This is a genomic window from Candidatus Megaera polyxenophila, from assembly GCF_029982035.1.
GTDB lineage: Bacteria > Pseudomonadota > Alphaproteobacteria > Rickettsiales > Rickettsiaceae > Megaera > Megaera polyxenophila.
This window is the reverse complement of sequence record NZ_CP104166.1, coordinates 645,004-664,647: the sequence shown is the minus strand read 5'-3', so window position 1 is coordinate 664,647 and position 19,644 is coordinate 645,004. Positions and strand designations below refer to the sequence as shown.

Here is a 19,644-nt window from a genome sequence, read left to right as displayed (position 1 = left end):
CTTATTTATATTTTGAGTCCTAATTAATACTCATAAATTTTTGCCAACTGGTATATCAACAGGGTCGCTTTCATAGCCGTCAGGATCGTTAAACGGCATTTTATAGTAGTTATATTTCTTGTAAAATTCTATAGCCTTTGGAGAAGAATGGGCGTGAATTATTCGATAATTTTGATTTTTCAACCATTTTTCGATTAACTGTAAAAAGTACCCTCCAAATCCCTGATTTCTCTTTTCTTGATCAATTACAATAATTCGCAGAACCGAACTTGCATTTGAGCAGAGCCGAATATGCCCGTAACCTATAATTAAAGCTCCCTGATATAAAATAAAATGAACGTGATCAGGGTGATTAAATGTCCAAGTATATGGATCTTTTATAGGCACATTATCGAAAAAATACTTTTGACGAAAATATTTAGCAGCTTGAACTTCATTATAATGAGCACATTTTACAAACCTGGTATGCTTGAAGCCATTTTGCTTTAAAATATTTAGTATGAAATCATTTTTCCTTAAAGTGTAAGCGGGAAATATAGAATAAGTTTTCGTAGAAGATGAAGGGTCTTTTAGAATCTCATCTTTTAAAGCAGCATATTCATCACGCCCTTTGTCATTTTTTCTTAAATAATCCCTAAATAGCAGCGATACCTCTATTTCAGGATGCCCTTCTTCGTAAACATGAAGATTTACATTAATATCTCCCCTTTTTGTAAATCCATATTTAAATGGAATGTTCCATTCTCCCTTATATGTGTAGCCTAAGCTTCCAAAAATATCTGTCATAGCATTAACCGACCACTCCAAAGGAGCAAATGGTTTTACGACCGTGGTAATGTCTATTTTAGGCTTTGCAGCAAGAGCAGGGACGGAAGTTGAACCAATATGGTGTACTGCCACACAATTTTGGCCAAGAGCCTCCCTGATTTTGATAGCTTCTGTCTCAAACATTTTAGGCCAATCCTTATCTAAGGTACAAGTTTGATTGCTTTGGTTCTATCTTCACTTAAAGCTAATTGTAAAAATAAACAAGAAGAACCATTAACGTAGCCGCTACGTTCAAAATCCACTTTATAACCTAATTTTTCATAGAATCCTTGACTCTGGAAGCTCATTGTAGCAACCGTAGCTATTCTGCAACCTACTTTGCGACCGTAATCGTGTACATGTTTCATTAACTCCCGACCGAAGTTTTTTTTGCGCCAATCCTGATGTACCCAGAGCTGATCAGTATATATCGCACCAAATACCACAAAGCCATTACACCCAGCTATAATCTCGTCAGTATTATTGCGAATGAAGAAAGCAAAAGGGTGAGTTGAGCCTAATTCAGCAGTTTCATCATTTAGCTTTCTGGTTAAAAACTCAATATCATTAATACTTGGCCTTAGGCTATGCTCAATTTTTAATTCCTCTTTAAATTTGCTATCAATACTGCTCATAAAAACTATCTTAGAAATATTTAACTCCTATGGCTTCTCTAACCTCTTCCATGGTGAGTTTCGCTCGCTGAGATGCTTTAGCACTGCCATGATAAAGTATTTCCTGAACATCTTTTTGTTTTATAGCTTCCCTTTTTTCACGTATGTCTTTGAGTAAATCCTGAATGCTATTATTTAAAATATTTTTTATAGTCATATCTCCAAGACCGCCTCGCTTATAATGCGCTTTTAGAGACTCAACCTCTTCTTTATCAGGGTGGAAAATATCTAAATAAGTAAACACTACATTTCCTTCTACCTGTCCTGGATCACTAATTTTTAGATGAGCCGGATCAGTAAACATCTGGAATATTTTCTGTTTTATTTCTTCCTGCGTATCTGAAAGAGAAATAGCATTACCTAGCGATTTACTAGCTTTAGCCTTGCCGTCAATTCCCACTAAACGTGGAGTATTGCTTAAAATAGCATTGCACTCTTTTAGGCACTCGGAGCCATAAATTCTGTTAAAACGCCTGACGATTTCATTTGTTTGCTCAATCATCGGTACTTGATCATCTCCGACAGGTACTAATTCTGCCTGAAAAATAGTTATGTCGGCTGCTTGACTAACAGGGTAGCACAAAAAACCGGCTGGTATGGAATCATTAAAACCTTTCTGTTGAATTTCAGATTTAACCGTAGGGTTTCTTTCTAGCCTTCCGACAGTTACTAAATTTAGGTAATAAACTGTTAATTCGCCAATTTCTGGAATCTGAGATTGAACAAAAATTGTGGTTTGGCTAGGGTCAATTCCAACACTTAAATAATCTTTGGCAACTTCAAAAACATTTTCTGTAATCTTCTTCGGATTTTCAAAATTATCCGTCAGAGCTTGGACATCAGCAATCATAATGTACTGATCATATTCATATTGTAGCTTGATCCTACTTTGCAATGAACCTACATAATGCCCTAAATGTAATCTACCACTTGGTCTATCACCTGTTAAAATTCTTTTTTTCATTTTTCGTGAACGTAAAAATATTATAAGTTAGTTGATGAATTGAGCTTTTATTAATTTTAGGCATTTCTAAATTCTGCATAACGTTGATTGCTAAAATAGCTTTTAATACCAAAAGAAACCCCTGGAATAATGGGCTTCGGTAATTCATATGGATCGAACCAGTCCAGAGAATCCTGCTTTAAAGGTTCTAAATTTGTTGGTTTTTGATCATCGCTCAAATGACTTACAAAAAATAATTCTAAGGCATAAAATTTTTTCAGAGGGTCAAAATAATCTTTTTCTACAAGAAAGATTATTGTTTCTAAATTTATGCCCTTGATCTTGATTCCGACCTCTTCTTCAGCTTCGCGAATAATAGCTTCTCTTGGGGATTCACCAGTCTCTATACTGCCTGTGATACAATGCCAGTGACCAGGCCATATCTTATTAGTTGGACTTCTTCTTGTTAATAAAATCTTACCATCTTTCTTTAAAATTAAATGTGGTATTATCATCATAATTAATCTCTTATTTTCTCATCACTCAACAATCCAACGACTTGAGTACGCCTTAGATTTCTATAAAATCCGCTTTTTGCAAGGAATTTGATTATCCCTCTGCTACCTGCACCTGAATTTAATAAATTTTAGCTTCATAAATCATATCGCAGAATCGATGTGTATTTATAATAATAAATATAACGATCCAGAGCTTACTTTAGATTTTTTAGATTATACTTACTATGTTTTATCCCGCCAAGCTTTAATTTCCATTAATGCTTGCTTAAGGACTGCTTCAAGACCGATATTTAAATACCCGGAAATAAGATGTATTTTTTTATTAGCTACCTTTTCGAGCAATTTTACTTTTTTTGTCAGTTCCCGCTCCCCTAGACTATCAATTTTATTAATACACACGACTTCCGTTTTGTCCTTAAGCAGAGGAGAGTATGATTCAAGTTCATTTCTAATTGTCAGATAATCTTTGTCCACATGAGGAGAGTTTGCATCTATTACATGAATAAGTACACCGCATCTTTCTATATGTTTAAGAAATTTATCCCCAAGACCTTTTCCAGTATGAGCTCCTTCAATAAGCCCTGGGATATCAGCCAAAACGAATTCTTCTCCACTGACATAAACAACTCCGAGAGAAGGTTTTAGGGTGGTAAATTGATAATTAGCAATTTTGGGTTTTGCGGCCGTAGTTCTTGACAGAAATGTAGATTTCCCCACATTCGGCAAGCCAATTAATCCGGCATCAGATAGAAGTTTCAACTTTAAATAAATGTCCATTTCTCCGGCAATTTCTCCTTCTGTTCGTTTTCGAGGAGATTTATTTGTACTTGATTTAAAATGGCTATTTCCAAGTCCACCCTTTCCACCTGGAATAATTTCAAATTGCTGGTTATCTTGTGTAAAATCGTGGATTAACAAATTTCCATCTTCTGAAAAAATTTGCGTCCCAACTGGTACTTTTAGAATTAACGGAGCACCGGATTTACCTGTCATGTTACGCCCTTTGCCTGATACACCATTTTCAGCTTTAAAGTGCCTTTTATAACGAAATTCTAACAGCGTATTAAGATGGGAATTGCTTTGGAAAATAATACTTCCGCCGTTACCGCCGTCTCCACCATCAGGCCCTCCTCGATCAATAAATTTTTCTCTCCTGAAACTTACTGATCCATTACCACCATCACCCGCTTTGATATATATTTTGGCTTCGTCTATAAATTGCATATTATTTTCTGGCGGCTTTTCTGGTTAAAATACACTGGGGATTGTAACAAATTTTTGCCTTGTTGTCATTAAAAACACTTTATTTAAATATTCTCACATCAATTAATATTTGAAAGTTCAGTATTGCAATCTACTTATGCTAGAATCGCATAAAATGTATAAGTAATTTGGAGTGGTGATCTTGTTATGAAAAAGAGTTCAATTGAAGAAATAATGGCAGCCCAAAACCAACCTTTTAAATGTGCCAGTTTTAGCGGAGGAGGGGCTAAAGGAGCTATTTACTCGGGAGCGCATGAAGCTTTATCTAAAGGAGGTATACTTAAAGGCCTTGAGGCTGTTGCCGGTTCATCAGCCGGTTCTCTAACTGCTGCTATGATAGCTACAGGTATTAGTAGCGAGAAATACAAACAAATTACTAAAGATACGAACCTCAAAGGGTTACTCGGGGAAGGATTTCTCATTAATAAGGACGGTAAGCCTCTACTGGAATTACTTAGAACTACTATTCGTAGTAATATTGCAGACTTTTTGGAGCAAAATGATGTAATTGGCCTATGTAACAAGCGTTTACAGGAAATAGACCAACAAAAATCTGCACTAGGATCGTTGTCTCCTTCAGAACAAGAAGAATCCTTAAAAGAACTTACAAGACAAGAAAGTGTTTTACAAAATATAATTGATTCCGGCGGGAAGGAGGTTGAAGAAATAAGACAAAAAAGTCTAGATCCAGAAGGAAAAGTTCTGTTTGGAGATTTAGCTGTACTGCGGGTTATCGCACCGGAAACATTCAAAGACTTACTAGTTACAGCAACACGAAGAGATACGGGAGATCTTGAGATTTTTGATAGCAGAAATACTCCTGACGTCGAAATTGCCATGGCATGTAGAGCTTCTGCATCTATTCCGATAGTATTTGAACCAGTTAAGATTAATGGTAAGGAATATGTTGACGGTGGGTACAGAGATAATATTCCTTTAAGCTACTTCGACCAGGATAAAGAAACAGGCCCTCAGGATATTTCAGATAATCCTGCAGAAATTCAAGCTGCTAAAAAAACTGGCCGTACTCTTGCCTTAGCTTTTGGTTCTAGTATGGATGATTCGGCTAATATAGCTATTTACAGCGCAAAGGAAAAAATTGTTGATCCTAGTAAATTAGTGAAGTTTTTAATGGATGTAGTTTTTAAAGTATTAGCAAGAGTAGGGGGGATTTTTAAATATTCAGAAGAGGAAAATAAAACCCATGAGAAATTGAGAGAAAATGCTTTAAATACCGTAGTACTAAATACTGATGATGTCGGGACTCTCTCTTTTGATAAAGCCCAGGAAAAGGCAGAATATCTGCAGTGCGCCAAGGGAAGTGCGTAAGAATCAGTTGGTGAGAATCCGACCTATGCAAAGGCTAACCACCAGCATAGAACTAACCATTGCATTGTGGGAGGTGACAAACACAATGAAGCCAATGGTAAGGACATATCAGGCCGCAACGAAAGTGAAGGTATTGAGCTCCGAAATATTCAAGATCATAGAGGCCGACGTTTTTGCATTATGCGGAAGGCAGTATGAATGGTGGCGTTAAGGTAAGTTATCATTCACTCTATCGGGGTCAAAGTCCGTGGCATGGTATGAGATGGAGTTTACGTAAACTTGGGAGATCTTCTGTGTTCTCGGAAGAGTATGTCGGGACAAGTCAAAACAGGCGAGAACTGGCAAATGATACAGAAGAAGTCAGACTGACTGATAGTACTTGGAGCATAGGAAAGCTATGTACATGGGGAAGCGGTCAGCAATGGGAAGCCTGGTTAAGTACCAGTCATAATAATACACTGAGGTTATAATAAATGATGCAGGTTAAACTTAATCAGATAGCTAGGAGAGCGAGGCAAGATAAACAACTAAAATTTACATCGTTAATACATCATGTAAATGAGGCTAATCTTGCAGAATGCTATCAAGAACTAAAGGCTAATAAAGCTTGTGGAATTGATGGTGAGACAGTGGAAGCTTATGGCAAGAATTTAAGAGAAAGGCTTGGTCAATTAGTGGCATCCATGAAGTCAAAGCAGTATTGTCCTAAACCAGTGAAGAGGGTTTATATCCCAAAAGCTGGTAAGAATGAGAAGCGTGGACTTGGTATACCATCAGTTGAAGATAAGTTAGTTCAAATTATGCTAAAGAAGATCTTAGAACAGATTTATGAAGCAGAGTTTTTGGATGTATCTTATGGATTCAGACATAAATTAAGCTGTCATGATGCGGTAAAAGCATTAGACAAAGCGGTTATGACTAAACCAATTAACTATATTGTAGAAGTAGATATCAAAGGGTTCTTTGATAATGTTAATCATTATTGGCTACAACGATGTTTAGAGGAGAAAATAATTGATCGTAATTTATTATGGTTAGTAAGGAGATTCTTAAAAGCTGGAGTAGTTGAGGATGGAAAGCAGTTAGCAACTGAGGTAGGAACTCCTCAAGGAGGAGTAATTAGTCCATTGCTTGCAAATATCTATCTTCATTATGTACTAGACTTATGGTTTAAGAAAGAAATTAAATCACAAGCAAAAGGACACATGGAGCTAATACGCTACTGTGATGACTTTGTAGTATGTTGTGAAAGTGAAAAAGATGCAAAGAATTTTCTGAAATTACTTCACGTAAGGTTAGAAAAGTTTGGTCTAGAGGTATCAGAAGAAAAGACAAAAGTGCTTAAATTTGGACGACAAGTATGGAAACAAGCTCGAAGAGGCAAAGAAAAAGTAGAAACTTTTAACTTTCTTGGTTTTACGCATTATTGCGGTAAGAGTAGGCAAGGATATTTCATTATGGGTCATAAGACCAGTAAAGAAAATCTCTGTCGGAAACTTAAAGAAACTAAGGAGTGGTTAAAGCAAATACGAAATAAATTGCGTCTTAAAGAATGGTGGCCAGTACTCAAATCTAAATTAACGGGACATTATAATTACTTTGGAATTAGCGGTAATTATCGCTGTCTTCAGCAGTTTTATAATAAGATCTTTTTGATTGTATTTAAATGGATAAATCGTAGAAGTCAGAAGAAAAGTATGAATTTAGACCAATATCTAAAATATCTACAATGGAATCCATTACCGACACCGAGGATATGCTATCCAATGTATTAATTCTAGCTTTTATAGCAAATGTTCCATTGAAGAGCCGTGTGCGGGAAAACTGCAAGCACGGTTCTGCGGGGGATGTCGTGGTAATGATCGTTTAATTAACAAATTAAGAGGAAATTAGAGGAAGAGAAATTATCACGGCGTCTACCTAATTATCAAAGGGTTTATGCAAACATCCAGGTATCTAGATAATCATGATGTTGTGCCGATAAAAGACCCTAATTTTGAGCTTAAGGATTTTCTGCTTAAGGTATACGAAGATTCGCAAAGCAAAGGTACTGTCCAGAGCTGGAAAGACAAGGTTATCGGCGGCAAAAGTGAAAAATTAAATGTGCTATTGGATTTCTGTAAAGATGGTCCTTGGCAGAACAAGACTAAAGAAGAAGTATTAACAGATGCGATAACCGTGGCTGGTACTTCCCGAACATCAGGAATGGTTACAGCTGATACGAAAACCGTGAAAGCTTTAGTTGGGGCTTTAAACGATGCATTCACACCGGAAACAGTAAGATTGGATTTTGCTAGAACTCTAGGTATAGATATGCAGAAAGACAAAAGATTTGACCCAAGTAAAACTTTTAGCCAAAACATGGCAGAGTTTAAATCTCTTTTGGGTATATTCCCCGCCGCTTGCGGCGTAAGATGTGGGGATGAGCAAATATATACACAAGAGTCACAATGTTACTGTTTTACTGTATCACCTGGTATTTCCAGCAAAATATCGCCGAGCGGTGTTTGATGTATCGGTTGATCAAGTGCTAAGGGAAGTATGTTTAGGGATAGAAAAGAGATATCAAATAAAATTTTTAGAAATAGGAACTGATGAAGACCATGTACATTTTTTAGTACAATCTGTACCGACTTATAGCGTAACAAAAATAGTAACGATAATTAAAAGTGTTACGGCTCGTCAAATATTCAGATTATGTCCACAGGTTAAGAAACAATTATGGGGCGGAGAATTTTGGACTGATGGATATTTCACAAGTACGGTAGGTAAGCATGGAAATGAGAATATGATAGGAAAATACGTAAAAAATCAAGGCAAGGAATATAAGAAACTGCATGACGACCATCAGTTAGCTTTTTTCTAAAATTCTAAAATACCCCGCTGCTTGCGGCGGGGATTTCTTTTATTTTAAAGATTCTGATTTCAAAGAATTTATAAAAAATAAACAAGCTACTACTGCTCGTGAAAATCCAAAATCAATGAGCGAAAAAATAAAAGAGCAACAATCTCAAAACGTAAGTAGAGCTAGGGAAATTTAGGTAGTCGAAAGGGTGTAATGAATCAATGGTATGTTAGAGCTTCATCTAAAAGAAAACCTACAGGAGCGGTAATGTAAATTTTTATCTTTTAAAATTAGTTGCATTACTAGGAAAAAAAGTGGCAGCATGAGCCTACCTACAGAATGAAACCAATATAAATAAATGGTTACAAGTTATATAATTATGGTGTTTTAAGATAAGGTAAAGCTATTTTTTCATACACTTTTAGATTTTTATAATATAAAATACCCAGAAATATGCAGCTTAGGTGTACTACATGATAGAGCTTGATCCTATATTAATTGCACGTATCCAATATGCTTTTACAATAAGTTTCCACATTATTTTTCCTGCCTTTACCATAGGCCTTGCTAGCTGGTTGGCAGTTGTAGAATGGCTCTGGCTGCGAACAGAGAATCCTATTTACCAAGAAATTTACCGGATGTGGATCAAAATTTTTGCAGTTTGTTTTGGCATGGGAGTGGTATCAGGAATAGTAATGGCTTATCAATTCGGCACCAACTGGTCCATGTTTTCTGACAAGGTTGGTAATGTTATTGGACCATTGCTTGGTTATGAAGTACTTACCGCTTTTTTCCTGGAAGCATCTTTCCTTGGAATAATGCTATTTGGGTGGGGACGTGTTAGCCGTAATATGCACTTCTTCTCTACCTGTATTGTAGCTGTTGGAACATTAATCTCAGCTTTCTGGATTTTGTCTGCAAATAGCTGGATGCAGACCCCGCAGGGCTTCGAAATAAGGGCTGATGGTCTTCTCTATCCAACAAGCTGGCTTGAGATCATATTTAACCCTTCATTTCCTTATAGATTTGCCCATATGATAACCGCAGCTTATCTTACAACTGCTTTTGCAGTAGCTGGGGTTGCGGCATACTATCTCTATAAAAATGTGCATATACAGCATGCCCGTATTATGTTTGGAATGGCTATGCTTATGGCCATCTTTGTTTCTCCCTTACAATTATTTATAGGAGATGCCCACGGACTTAACACTCTTGAGTATCAACCACGTAAAATTGCAGCTATAGAGGGAACATGGAATACCGAAAAAGGAGCTGGCCTGCGTTTATTTGCTATTCCAGATCAACAAAACCAAACCAATAATTACGAAATTATAATACCTAAACTTGCAAGCCTTATTTTGACACATAGTTTTGACGGTGAAATAAAAGGGCTCAAAGAATGGAAACCTGAAGATCAGCCTCCTGTAATAGCGGTCTTTTGGTCGTTTAGGGTGATGGTAGCTTTAGGCTTTGCCATGATCATAACCGGTATTTTTGCGCTTTTCCTATACTATCGGAAAAGGTTGTTTGATACTCGTTGGTTTCAATTTTGGTGTATAGTTATGAGCCCTTCTGGGTTCATTGCCCTCCTTGCAGGTTGGTTCGTGACTGAAATTGGCAGGCAGCCCTATACGGTCTATGAAGTGCTTCGTACCTCAGAGAGTATATCTCCAGTTATTGGCCCGCAAATAGCAATAACCCTACTAGCTTTTGTTATAGTATATAGTTCTATTTTTGGTACAGCTTGCTATTATATTATAAAACTTATTAAAAAAGGTCCTAAAATAGGAGACGAGAAGGAAGAATTTTACGATCATAGTATGCTTCCAGTTCAAGTTATCAAAGAATTAACCCCAAAAACAGAAAGAGGATAATGTAAATGCTAGATTTTTCTTCTTGGCTTGATTTACCCTTAATATGGGGATTTCTAATTGCAACGGCAGTTTTTCTTTACGCCTTGCTAGATGGTTTTGATTTGGGGTGCGGTATATTGTTCCTTTTTGCCCCTTCTGATAAATGCCGAGACAGAATTATGAACTCTATTGCTCCGTTTTGGGATGGGAATGAGACTTGGTTAATTCTAGGCGGAGGAGGAATGTTTGCAGCCTTTCCGGTAGCCTATGCTATACTAATGCCCGCCCTTTATTTACCGGTGATATTTATGCTATTAGGCCTAATCTTTCGAGGTGTAGCATTTGAGTTTCGTTTCAAGTCTTCAGAGGAACATCGTAAAATTTGGGATATAGCATTTCATGCAGGCTCGCTATTAGCAGCTTTTATGCAAGGAGTAATACTAGGGAATTTTGTCCAAGGCGTAGAAGTAAATGGCAGAAGCTTTGCAGGAGGTCCACTGGATTGGGCTAATGGTTTTAGCATTGTAACTGGCTTATCACTGATATTCGGCTACGCGCTACTAGGCGCTACCTGGTTAATTATGAAAACCGAAGATATTACTCAAAGCTGGGCTAGAGGAATTGCTTCTTATGTTCTTGTCTATGTGGGGCTAGCTATGGCTATAGTTAGCATCTCTATGCCATTTATTGATAAACGTATTATAGAACTATGGTTTAGTTTGCCTAATTTTTTCTATCTATTACCTATTCCTCTATTTACAGCCTTAGGGTTTGTATTGCTCTGGAAAGACTTGAAATCCTCTAATGAAGTAAGGCCGTTTTTTCTAACAATTGTTCTATTCTTTCTGAGTTATTTAGGTATAGGTATAAGCCTATATCCTTGGATTGTTCCATTTAAATTTACTATCTGGGAAGCTGCAGCGGTGTCTACCTCTCAATCCTTGTTACTAGTTGGAGTAATTATATTTCTTCCGATTATTTTAATTTACACAGCTTATAGCTACTATGTATTTAGAGGCAAAACTAGCCATGAAAGAATGTACTAATAAAAAACGCCAATGGCTTTGGTTTATTGCTTTGTGGCTAGGCGGCTTTGGTAGCGTGCTGCTACTTTCTACCATTATTAAGTTAATAATGAAAGTAGCCTAAATTCCACTTTTCAAAAAACTTAATTAATATAAACTTAAACAAGCAATTATATAAATTTTAACGATTGGTTAATCACAGTATCCGTAATAGCAATCAATAAAAATTGATATATTTTATAATAACTGAGTATATACTAAGTTGACTATTGTGAGAGTGTAGTGTAACTTTTAGTATATTTAGAATATTAGATTTTTAGTTAAAATATGAGTCTCGATATTGATATAATTATTTTTATAGCGTTTTTGGTTACCAACCTTGTTGTGGGGCTTGCTTACGGCCGAGAAGTAAAAACGATTAGTGACTATTCCTTAGGCGGAAGAAATTTTTCCACCGCAGCGCTAGTTTCTACCATAGTTGCGACCTTTGTAACCGGTAGCGCGTTTTTTGTTACTCTTTCCAAAACTTATTCTGACGGTCTTCCTTATGTGATAGCTAGTTCTTGTATATCACTAGGGTTTTTCATTACCGGAATTTTTATAATCCCAAGAATGGGAGAATTCATGGGGGCTTTGTCAGTAGGAGAGGTAATGGGTACTCTATATGGAAAGCATGTAAGGTTAATTACGGCAATTTCTGCTATTATCTGGAACGTAGGAGGAATAGCGGTTCAGTTTAAAGTATTTGGAACTTTGTTTAATTATTTTGTAGGAATACCTAGTACCTATGCAATTATTCTTGCTTCTACGATAGTAATATTATATTCCACTTTCGGTGGTATCAGAGCTGTAACTTATACTGATGTAATACAGTTTTTTACTTTCGGTTTTGTCCTTCCTACAATAGCAGTTATTATTTGGAATCATTTTAAATCGCTTGGTTTTACAGTTGAGGAAGCAATAGAAAATCCCCTTTTCAATTTTGAAGGGTTATCTAGCTTACAAGGATATAAGCTAATAGATTTTATACTTTTGGCACTTTATTTTGTATTTCCTAAAGTAGGTCCTATCAACTTCCAAAGGATTTCTATGGCTAGTAGTATAAGCCAAGCTAGAAAAGCCTGGCTGATTGCGTCTGTTTTATTAATAACCATTAATTTAATTATAGCTTGGATTCCTTTTTTAGTGTTAACCATTAAACCGGATTTAGAACCTAACCAAGTTACCAGTTATCTAATTGATAATTATACTAATTTACCCTTAATAAAAGGCTTGTTAATAATAGGGGTATCAGCAATGGCGATGTCTAGTGCGGATTCTTTTATTAATGGCTCAGCTGTCTTATTTGGGTATGACATCAAAGAGGTATTGAATATAAAGGTAGGTCATTTAGTTTTATCGAGGTTATTTAGTTTTGTGCTAGGGCTTTTTGCAATTTACCTCGCCCTATCAACGAATGACTTACTAGCCATGGTAATGAGCGCTGCAAGTTTTTACCTACCAATTGTTGGTATTCCGTTATTATTAGCTGTTTTTGGTTTTCGGACCACCGAAAAATCAGTTTTAATTGCCATGGCTGCAGGTTTTATAACAGTAGTTTCATGGGAAGTTTTAGGTATTAAATTAAACTGTATAATATTTGCCATGCTCGTCAATATGCTAGTTCTTTTTGGCTTTCATTATATATTTAAGCAGGCTGGTGGCTGGGTAGGGATTAAGGACTATAGCTATTTGGAAAAGAGCAAGAAGGAAAAAAGCCGGATGGTTTGTGCTTTGGTAAGAAATATTCAGGATTTTAGCTTTATTGAGTTTTGCAAGGAGAAAGCGCCGAAGGATGAGCTTAATTACATGTGGCTTGGGATATATTTTATAATATATGGTTTTAGCACCATGTATTCGACCAGGTTAGAGCTTGTAGGCGATCAAAGCAAGGTGATTGTAGTTGTTTATCAGATCATGATGGTTACAGGGGTGGTAATAGCGATGTATCCGATTTGGCCGCCGAGGATAAAGCATGAGATTATAGTGCAGGTAGCGTGGCACATAGTAATTTTCTATATGTTGATTGTATTTGCCGTTTTCTTTGTGATGGTCAATAAATTTGGCCAGTTACAATTTGCCCTGTTTGTACTGAATATATTAATAGCGACGATTCTAACCGGTTGGCGGCTTGGGATAGGGATGAGCATAGTAGGGTTTTACTTTGGTTTAGAGCTATATAAATATTATGCTGGAATAAATGAGATTGATTTTACAGTCGGTTCACCTGAGTTTGTATCCATATATGTGGTAATACTTGCCGGAGCGGTATTATTAATGTTTTTCAAACCCAAACAAGAGCATCAGGAGCTAACTGAAGAAAAGAACGAGCATCTAAGTGGCCGGATAAACATGTACAAGGAGCAGATCAGGGAAGCAGAAGCATTAAAAGGACGTTTTATTCGCAATATAACGCATGAATATCACGCTCCGATGACGGGGATATCGAGCATGGCTCAGGTACTGGTGCAGGATTAAATGATGAGCAGCGAAAAGTAGCAGCTAAAACGATACTAGATAGCTCGCTTCGTCTTGAGGTATTTGATTCGAATATATCAAGCCTCTCAAAACTGAATAAACCAAGTTATGACTTAAAACTAGCAGAGACGGACTTTAGCCAGCTAGTAGAGGATAGGGTTACTCTTTGCCGCAAAGCTATACGAGAATGAGGAAGAAAGTACTATTTACTGGCAAGAAGGGCCAGAGACCAGAACGAGGAACTGGCAGCTGGATATTGAAGAAGGGATCATCTTAAATATTGATAAATACTACCTAAGCCAGGCAATAGATAATTTAATTATCAATAGTATCAATTACGCCAAAAGCGGAACTATTGCAATTAGCGTCAAACGGGATAATGATAATGAAAAGATAATCTTTAGCATTAGTGACGAGGGGATAGGCATCCCCCCTGATGAATTAGATGAGGTATTTGAGGAGTTTACGGTTAGTTCAAGGACAGAAAGTTTTGCCGGCGGAAGAGGAGTAGGCCTTGCGGTGTGTAAAAAGGTTATTGAAATACATGGCGGGAAGATCAAGGCCGAGAGTAAAAGAACGGGTACTACAATCAGCTTTACCCTGCCGAAAGCAATTAAAAACCGTTGATGAATCTAGCTATTAAATATCAAAACTATTGAAAAATGAGTTTTGATATAGGTTTCAAGGATTTTTATGATGGTTTTCTTGGGTAATATAGCTCTACTTTAAGGCTATTTCTTGGAAACAAATTACCAAAATAGTGGTTTTTAATGCTGCGCCTTTTTATTCCCTGATTATTTATAGATTAATTAAGCTTTCCAGCGGTTAAATATGTAGTTAGAGAAATACATTGAAATATTGTATGCTGTTAAATTCTTGAATTTAACCTTTGTCTTCTTTGTTTGCATTAACTTGACGCTGCCATTTTTGGTAATAATCCCTGATTTTAGTTAATGAATATTCTCCTTCATATTTTCCACCAAGATTCGCTATTTTTTCTAAATAAAAGTTTATTTGGTCTATATCCTCATCAACCTTAATGCTTGATTTCTGACTTAAGTCCAAATATGAAGTTATTTCAGCTTTAGTTGTAGTAAAAAAATTATAAAATTCTTTGATTTTTTTCGCTATATGAGGCACGTCTTCAGGTTTAAGCACAAGAAAAGCAACTACGAATACAACTAATAATTCAAACAATGACATATATTTATATTGATATAGAGAAAATAATAACTCGTACTATCAACATAATTACTTGATTTTTAGAGCCTTTACAACTCATAGTTTTTCCACAAGGGAAGGAAGATATTCTTAAATACACGATAGAGCCCAAAAATTCATTTCCAGGAAAAGGAAAAACAGGCTTAAGAACTCTAAGATTTAAATTACAATAAACTTTGTTAAAGTGCTATTTTTTTGCCTTAGCTTTTTTCTGATCTCTTTTATCATTACGCTCACGACTGTGATCGTGGAAATTTTCAGGGTTGTTAATATGCTCATGTTTATGAGCTTTAACATAACCATCGTGATCATAATCATGATTACAATTTTCATCATGGATATGTTCATGTGAGGGCCTATGTAGATGATCATCATGACTAGATTCAGGTAAATGATCATTAGCATTTTTTGCGAGGAGTTTTTCCAGCTTGTCCTTGCTATAAGATTTTTCAAGTAATTTTACTTCTTTTTCAAAAATAGTTTTTACCGCTTTATCCTCCAAAACCGGCCCTTTTAAGGATTCTAAAGCCTTAGGATGCTTCAAGTAAAAATCAATAATTTCATTTTCTCTACCCGGAAAGTTTTTTGCTTGCTCCATAATTGCTTTTTGAATGTCCCTTTTATCAATTTCTAACTTATGAATCTTGACATATTCCGCAAGCATTAACCCAAGTTTAACCCTCCGCAAAGCCAATTTTATAAAATAAGCTTCCTTATTTTTAGAGGACTTTTCTTCTAATTCTTTATCTTCTGCTTCGGCAGCTTGTTTTTCTAAAATACTAATTTCTCTATCAAGTAAAGTTTTTGGTACGTCAAATTCCAGCATATTTTCCAGTTTATCGAAAAGAGCCATTTTCATCATGGTTTTTATTGGTTCTTCATAAACTTCCTGCATATTTTTTGCAATTTGTTCTTTTAATTTTTCGAGTTTTTCGAAATTAAACTTTTTAGCAAATTCATCGTCAAGCTTGACCTCGCTTTCACTATGGATTTCTAAAATTTTAACTTTAAATTCAGAAGGTTTACCAGCAAGGGTTTTTTCATGGTAATCCTTAGGAAAATCGACTTTGACAGACACATCATCACCGGTTTTAGCTCCAATTAACTGGTCTTCAAAACCCGGAATAAAAACTCCACTACCAAGGACAAGTTTATGCGAGTCTAATTTCCCGCCAGCAAAGGCTTTACCATCTACATATCCAACTGCATCGATAGTTACCTGATCTCCCTTTTTGGCTTTGGATGTACTTACTTTGTTATATTCTTTCGAAGTACTAACTAGTTTCTCAATTTGTTCATCTATGTCTTTATCTTTCAATTCTAAAATTGGTTTTTCAATAGAAATACTTTTAAAATCAGGCATAGTAATTTCTGGAAACAACTGATATTTCAAAGTAAATTCCAGATCTTTATTTTCCTCATCTATTATATCCTCAACTTCTGGATCCATAAGTACACGTAAATTCTTATCTTTTGTGATATCACCTATTGCCTTAACTATCTTGTTTTTTACAGCTTCTGCTCTAAGAGAAGCACCATATTTTTTCTCAAGAAAAGAAGTAGGTACTTTACCTACACGGAAACCATCAATTTTTGCATCTTTAGCCAATTTAGCTAGCTCTTTTTCAATTTCAGAACTGATCTCTTTGGATGGAATAGTTACTTTAACGTGAAAATCAGTTTTATCATTTTTTATTTCGGTAATATTCATACTTAAGCCTAAAGATTTAGTGAAAAATTGATATAAAAATTATAAACTTGGTACGGATGGAGGGACTTGAACCCCCACACCTTGCGGTACTAGAACCTAAATCTAGCGCGTCTACCAGTTCCGCCACATCCGCATTATGAATTCGGGTTAGCTGTAAAAATCTAGCTATTTTTGTAAGAATTCAACTAAGGAATTATAATACACGTTATACAAACTTTGTAAATCACTAATTTGGGTGTGTTCGTTAATTTTATGAGCTTGATCAAAGCTTAGTCCAAACTCCACAATTTCTGAATATTTATGAATAAAACGAGCATCAGAAGTGCCTCCATTAGTATCTATTTTTGGTGGAATCTGAGATTGGTTTTGCACTATAGCAGTAAATTTTTTCATTTTTTCGGAGTATTTCTGTACAAAAGACTCAGCTGATGATTCATATTGCAAATCAAATATTACTTCGTGTTTTGATATTACCTCCAATACGATTCCAAATATGGACTTAGCACTGTGGAAATCATTAAACCGAACATTGAATTTAAGGGTAGCTTGCTCTGGAATAATATTAACTACATTATTCCCTACATCAAATGAAGTAACTTCCAGATTTGTTTTCTCAAAAAACTCCGACCCATTATCAAAATCTATATTCATTAAATTTGTAGCAATTTTTACTGCGCTAGTAATTGGATTAATTGCAGTATGCGGATATGCTACATGCCCCTGTTTGCCTATAATCTTTAGTACAAAATTAACACTGCCACGACGGCCTATAGCTATAGTATCTCCGAAATGTGCTCTAGCTGTTGGTTCTCCTAAGATCGAAAAATCAATTTTTTCTCCTTTTTTAGCAAGATATTCAAGCATCGGTTTTGTACCGAATTTTGCACAACCTTCTTCATCGCTAGTTAACAAAAAACTAATAGAACCACTTGGACTTGGATAAATTTTTAAATAATTTAAAGCTGACACTATACCACAAGCAATTGCACCTTTCATATCAACCGTGCCGCGGCCATATACTTTTTCTCCTATAACTTTTAACTCGAAAGGGTTATAATCCCATAGGTCTTCATTTAGCGGTGGTACAACATCTATATGACCGGCAAAACATATATTAGGGCTACCATTTCCATATCTTGCATATAGATTTGTAGTTTTTTCTTCTTCTTTTTCTCCAAAAACTTCGATATCACAAGAAAAGCCAGCATTAGTTAATAATTTAGCAATATATTCTAGTGACCCACTACTATAAGGGGTAACCGATCTAAAGCTAACTAATTTAGCAAGAGTTTCTAAAACCTGTTCTATAGCCATATAATTAATCTCTAAGTAACTCGTTAAGACTTGTTTTTTCCCTAGTCTTTTTATCAACCTGTTTTACAATAACTGCGCAGTAAACTCCTGGCAAGTCCTTTTTGGAAGATGGAAGTACCCCAGGTACTACTACTGAATAGGCAGGAATTCTACCATAAATAATATCACCGTTATTACGATCAACAATTTTTGTTGACGCGCCAATAAAAACCCCAGTGCTAATCACTGCCCCTTCTTCTACAATTATTCCTTCTACAATCTGTGAACCAGCTCCAACAAAGCAATTATCTTCAATGATTACCGGTTTTGCTTGTAGGGGTTCTAATACTCCCCCAATTCCAGATCCGCTAGAAATATGGCAATTATTGCCGATATAGGCACACGAACCAATAGTAGCCCAGCTATCTACCATTGTACTACTCCCAACATGAGCACCAATATTTATAAAAGAAGGCATCACCACAGCATTTTTACCTATATAAGCCCCTTGGCGGATGAATGCGCCGGGGACGATTCGGCATCCCTTTTTCTCAAAGGAATCTTGAGAAAAATTTAAAAACTGCGGGTCAACTTTATCGTACCATTTCATACAATTACCATCATAAAGTTTCATTTCAGAAACTTTGAAATTTAGTAAAATGGCTTTTTTTACCCATTCGTTAACGTACCATTGATCTTTATTTTTTTCACAGACAACGATCTTTCCCTCGCCCAGCAGAAAAATTATTTCGTCAATAATTTTTTTTGCATTTAGGTATTCATCATTTCTAGCATTTAACGAATCTCTTATTTGCCAAAGTTCTTCTGTTGCTCTAATATAATCTTGCATCATTGACCCTAAATAAAAGTGAAACCAAGTAACAAATAACTTTATTTTTTGTTTAGGTAAATTGTTTTTAGAAATAAGGAAATAAATTTTTGAAAAATAATAAAGCTATGTATATTACATGTCCGGAATGTTATACCAGATTTGCCGTAACTGCTGACGAAATAGGGAAAAATGGTAGAAAAGTAAAATGTTCAAAATGTTTCAACATTTGGCATCAAAAACCTTTTAGGCAAGTAAGGATTGAACCAAAGGTAGAATCATTGTCTACAAAAACTCCTCCTCTTGGTAATGGAATAAATTTACCAGTGCTATTACCGATAAAAGTTCCAGCACATTTATTATACGGTTTGCCAATATTATTAGTAAGTATGATTATTTTTATGGTTGCAATTCTATTTCAGGGTAGTTTTGTCATTCCGTCTATTTTAAATAATAAAGATTTAACTATTAGCGATATCTATAATCAACAAGAGCTTGGTAAAACAACAATTAATTATAAAGTAACCAATTTATCTAATAAAAGCATAAAAATCCCTTTAATTAGAATTAGAGTATTTGATAAAAATAACAGGTTAATCAATTCTAGAATTGAGAACCATAATAATATCAAACTTTCTCCGTCACAAAATGTTATTATTAACACGGAATTGGGAGATGTTCCCCCTCATGCAAATATTGATATAATGATAGGTAATAAATTGGATTTTATTTTACATTAATATTTATTGGTTATACTTCCAGTTGCATTTTTACTTTATGATCTAAAAACACCGAAAGAGATTCCGATTGATTATG

At 35.5% G+C, this 19,644-nt stretch carries 19 protein-coding genes and 1 tRNA gene; 10 read left to right on the top strand and 10 right to left on the bottom strand.

Going from position 1 to position 19,644, the window contains the following annotated elements; translation table 11 throughout:
* Nucleotides 1-30 precede the first annotated feature (30 nt).
* The 5 genes from N3Z16_RS03565 to obgE form a co-directional block, all read right to left on the bottom strand.
* Nucleotides 31-951: a bifunctional GrpB family protein/GNAT family N-acetyltransferase gene (locus tag N3Z16_RS03565; RefSeq protein ID WP_282486756.1), complete on the bottom strand. Its 921-nt coding sequence runs from the start codon at nt 949-951 to the stop codon at nt 31-33.
* A gap of 17 nt (nt 952-968) precedes the next feature.
* Nucleotides 969-1,442: a GNAT family N-acetyltransferase gene (locus N3Z16_RS03560; protein ID WP_282486755.1), complete on the bottom strand. Its 474-nt coding sequence runs from the start codon at nt 1,440-1,442 to the stop codon at nt 969-971.
* Between the two features lie 10 nt (nt 1,443-1,452).
* Nucleotides 1,453-2,445, bottom strand: a complete 993-nt coding sequence (trpS, locus tag N3Z16_RS03555; protein WP_282486754.1) for a tryptophan--tRNA ligase — start codon at nt 2,443-2,445, stop codon at nt 1,453-1,455.
* A gap of 56 nt (nt 2,446-2,501) precedes the next feature.
* On the bottom strand, nt 2,502-2,942 hold the full coding sequence (locus N3Z16_RS03550; RefSeq protein ID WP_282486753.1) for an NUDIX domain-containing protein: 441 nt from the start codon (nt 2,940-2,942) through the stop codon (nt 2,502-2,504).
* Between the two features lie 222 nt (nt 2,943-3,164).
* Nucleotides 3,165-4,166, bottom strand: a complete 1,002-nt coding sequence (gene obgE, locus N3Z16_RS03545) for a GTPase ObgE (protein WP_282486752.1) — start codon at nt 4,164-4,166, stop codon at nt 3,165-3,167.
* A 186-nt stretch (nt 4,167-4,352) separates the two neighbouring features.
* On the opposite strand from obgE, the gene N3Z16_RS03540 reads away from it, so the two are divergent.
* The 9 genes from N3Z16_RS03540 to N3Z16_RS03500 all read left to right on the top strand — a co-directional run bounded on the left by N3Z16_RS03540 (nt 4,353) and on the right by N3Z16_RS03500 (nt 14,401).
* Nucleotides 4,353-5,534: a patatin-like phospholipase family protein gene (locus N3Z16_RS03540; protein ID WP_282486751.1), complete on the top strand. Its 1,182-nt coding sequence runs from the start codon at nt 4,353-4,355 to the stop codon at nt 5,532-5,534.
* Between the two features lie 257 nt (nt 5,535-5,791).
* Entirely contained in the window at nt 5,792-6,004 is a 213-nt protein-coding gene (locus tag N3Z16_RS03535) for a hypothetical protein (RefSeq protein ID WP_282485625.1), read from the top strand.
* A gap of 3 nt (nt 6,005-6,007) precedes the next feature.
* Nucleotides 6,008-7,309, top strand: coding sequence for a group II intron reverse transcriptase/maturase (gene ltrA, locus N3Z16_RS03530; RefSeq protein WP_282485624.1), 1,302 nt, complete (start codon nt 6,008-6,010; stop codon nt 7,307-7,309).
* 163 nt (nt 7,310-7,472) lie between these two features.
* Complete coding sequence (locus N3Z16_RS03525) at nt 7,473-8,045, top strand: hypothetical protein (RefSeq protein ID WP_282486749.1); 573 nt, start codon at nt 7,473-7,475, stop codon at nt 8,043-8,045.
* On the top strand, nt 7,957-8,400 hold the full coding sequence (gene tnpA / locus N3Z16_RS03520; protein ID WP_282485655.1) for an IS200/IS605 family transposase: 444 nt from the start codon (nt 7,957-7,959) through the stop codon (nt 8,398-8,400). The genes N3Z16_RS03525 and tnpA overlap by 89 nt, the downstream gene beginning before the upstream one ends.
* Nucleotides 8,401-8,855: 455 nt before the next feature.
* Nucleotides 8,856-10,253, top strand: coding sequence for a cytochrome ubiquinol oxidase subunit I (locus N3Z16_RS03515; protein ID WP_282486952.1), 1,398 nt, complete (start codon nt 8,856-8,858; stop codon nt 10,251-10,253).
* A 5-nt stretch (nt 10,254-10,258) separates the two neighbouring features.
* A complete protein-coding gene (cydB, locus tag N3Z16_RS03510; RefSeq protein WP_282486748.1) occupies nt 10,259-11,278 on the top strand; it encodes a cytochrome d ubiquinol oxidase subunit II in 1,020 nt (339 codons plus the stop codon).
* A gap of 306 nt (nt 11,279-11,584) precedes the next feature.
* Nucleotides 11,585-13,774, top strand: coding sequence for a sodium:solute symporter family protein (locus N3Z16_RS03505; RefSeq protein WP_282486747.1), 2,190 nt, complete (start codon nt 11,585-11,587; stop codon nt 13,772-13,774).
* 153 nt (nt 13,775-13,927) lie between these two features.
* A complete protein-coding gene (locus N3Z16_RS03500) occupies nt 13,928-14,401 on the top strand; it encodes a sensor histidine kinase (RefSeq protein ID WP_341850340.1) in 474 nt (157 codons plus the stop codon).
* A 255-nt stretch (nt 14,402-14,656) separates the two neighbouring features.
* On the opposite strand, the gene N3Z16_RS03495 is transcribed toward N3Z16_RS03500, so the two are convergent.
* From N3Z16_RS03495 to dapD, 5 genes are all read right to left on the bottom strand, one after another.
* Nucleotides 14,657-14,977 (bottom strand): DUF2672 domain-containing protein, encoded by a 321-nt coding sequence (locus tag N3Z16_RS03495; RefSeq protein WP_223938832.1) that lies wholly within the window; start codon nt 14,975-14,977, stop codon nt 14,657-14,659.
* 205 nt (nt 14,978-15,182) lie between these two features.
* Nucleotides 15,183-16,706: a trigger factor gene (gene tig, locus N3Z16_RS03490; RefSeq protein WP_282486746.1), complete on the bottom strand. Its 1,524-nt coding sequence runs from the start codon at nt 16,704-16,706 to the stop codon at nt 15,183-15,185.
* Nucleotides 16,707-16,754: 48 nt separating this feature from the next.
* A tRNA-Leu gene (locus N3Z16_RS03485) sits at nt 16,755-16,839 on the bottom strand.
* A gap of 32 nt (nt 16,840-16,871) precedes the next feature.
* Nucleotides 16,872-18,020: a succinyl-diaminopimelate desuccinylase gene (gene dapE / locus N3Z16_RS03480; RefSeq protein WP_282486744.1), complete on the bottom strand. Its 1,149-nt coding sequence runs from the start codon at nt 18,018-18,020 to the stop codon at nt 16,872-16,874.
* A 4-nt stretch (nt 18,021-18,024) separates the two neighbouring features.
* A complete protein-coding gene (gene dapD, locus N3Z16_RS03475) occupies nt 18,025-18,849 on the bottom strand; it encodes a 2,3,4,5-tetrahydropyridine-2,6-dicarboxylate N-succinyltransferase (protein ID WP_282486950.1) in 825 nt (274 codons plus the stop codon).
* Between the two features lie 89 nt (nt 18,850-18,938).
* On the opposite strand from dapD, the gene N3Z16_RS03470 reads away from it, so the two are divergent.
* Entirely contained in the window at nt 18,939-19,568 is a 630-nt protein-coding gene (locus N3Z16_RS03470) for an MJ0042-type zinc finger domain-containing protein (RefSeq protein ID WP_223938828.1), read from the top strand.
* Nucleotides 19,569-19,644: the final 76 nt, after the last annotated feature.

Excerpts from the sequence above, each read along its gene's own strand:
- N3Z16_RS03565 (WP_282486756.1), bottom strand. The coding sequence starts at position 951 with ATGTTTGAGACAGAAGCTATCAAAATCAGGGAGGCTCTTGGCCAAAAT.
- N3Z16_RS03560 (WP_282486755.1), bottom strand. The coding sequence starts at position 1,442 with ATGAGCAGTATTGATAGCAAATTTAAAGAGGAATTAAAAATTGAGCAT.
- trpS (WP_282486754.1), bottom strand. The coding sequence starts at position 2,445 with ATGAAAAAAAGAATTTTAACAGGTGATAGACCAAGTGGTAGATTACAT.
- N3Z16_RS03550 (WP_282486753.1), bottom strand. The coding sequence starts at position 2,942 with ATGATGATAATACCACATTTAATTTTAAAGAAAGATGGTAAGATTTTA.
- obgE (WP_282486752.1), bottom strand. The coding sequence starts at position 4,166 with ATGCAATTTATAGACGAAGCCAAAATATATATCAAAGCGGGTGATGGT.
- N3Z16_RS03540 (WP_282486751.1), top strand. The coding sequence starts at position 4,353 with ATGAAAAAGAGTTCAATTGAAGAAATAATGGCAGCCCAAAACCAACCT.
- N3Z16_RS03535 (WP_282485625.1), top strand. The coding sequence starts at position 5,792 with ATGAGATGGAGTTTACGTAAACTTGGGAGATCTTCTGTGTTCTCGGAA.
- ltrA (WP_282485624.1), top strand. The coding sequence starts at position 6,008 with ATGATGCAGGTTAAACTTAATCAGATAGCTAGGAGAGCGAGGCAAGAT.
- N3Z16_RS03525 (WP_282486749.1), top strand. The coding sequence starts at position 7,473 with ATGCAAACATCCAGGTATCTAGATAATCATGATGTTGTGCCGATAAAA.
- tnpA (WP_282485655.1), top strand. The coding sequence starts at position 7,957 with ATGAGCAAATATATACACAAGAGTCACAATGTTACTGTTTTACTGTAT.
- cydB (WP_282486748.1), top strand. The coding sequence starts at position 10,259 with ATGCTAGATTTTTCTTCTTGGCTTGATTTACCCTTAATATGGGGATTT.
- N3Z16_RS03505 (WP_282486747.1), top strand. The coding sequence starts at position 11,585 with ATGAGTCTCGATATTGATATAATTATTTTTATAGCGTTTTTGGTTACC.
- N3Z16_RS03495 (WP_223938832.1), bottom strand. The coding sequence starts at position 14,977 with ATGTCATTGTTTGAATTATTAGTTGTATTCGTAGTTGCTTTTCTTGTG.
- tig (WP_282486746.1), bottom strand. The coding sequence starts at position 16,706 with ATGAATATTACCGAAATAAAAAATGATAAAACTGATTTTCACGTTAAA.
- dapE (WP_282486744.1), bottom strand. The coding sequence starts at position 18,020 with ATGGCTATAGAACAGGTTTTAGAAACTCTTGCTAAATTAGTTAGCTTT.
- dapD (WP_282486950.1), bottom strand. The coding sequence starts at position 18,849 with ATGCAAGATTATATTAGAGCAACAGAAGAACTTTGGCAAATAAGAGAT.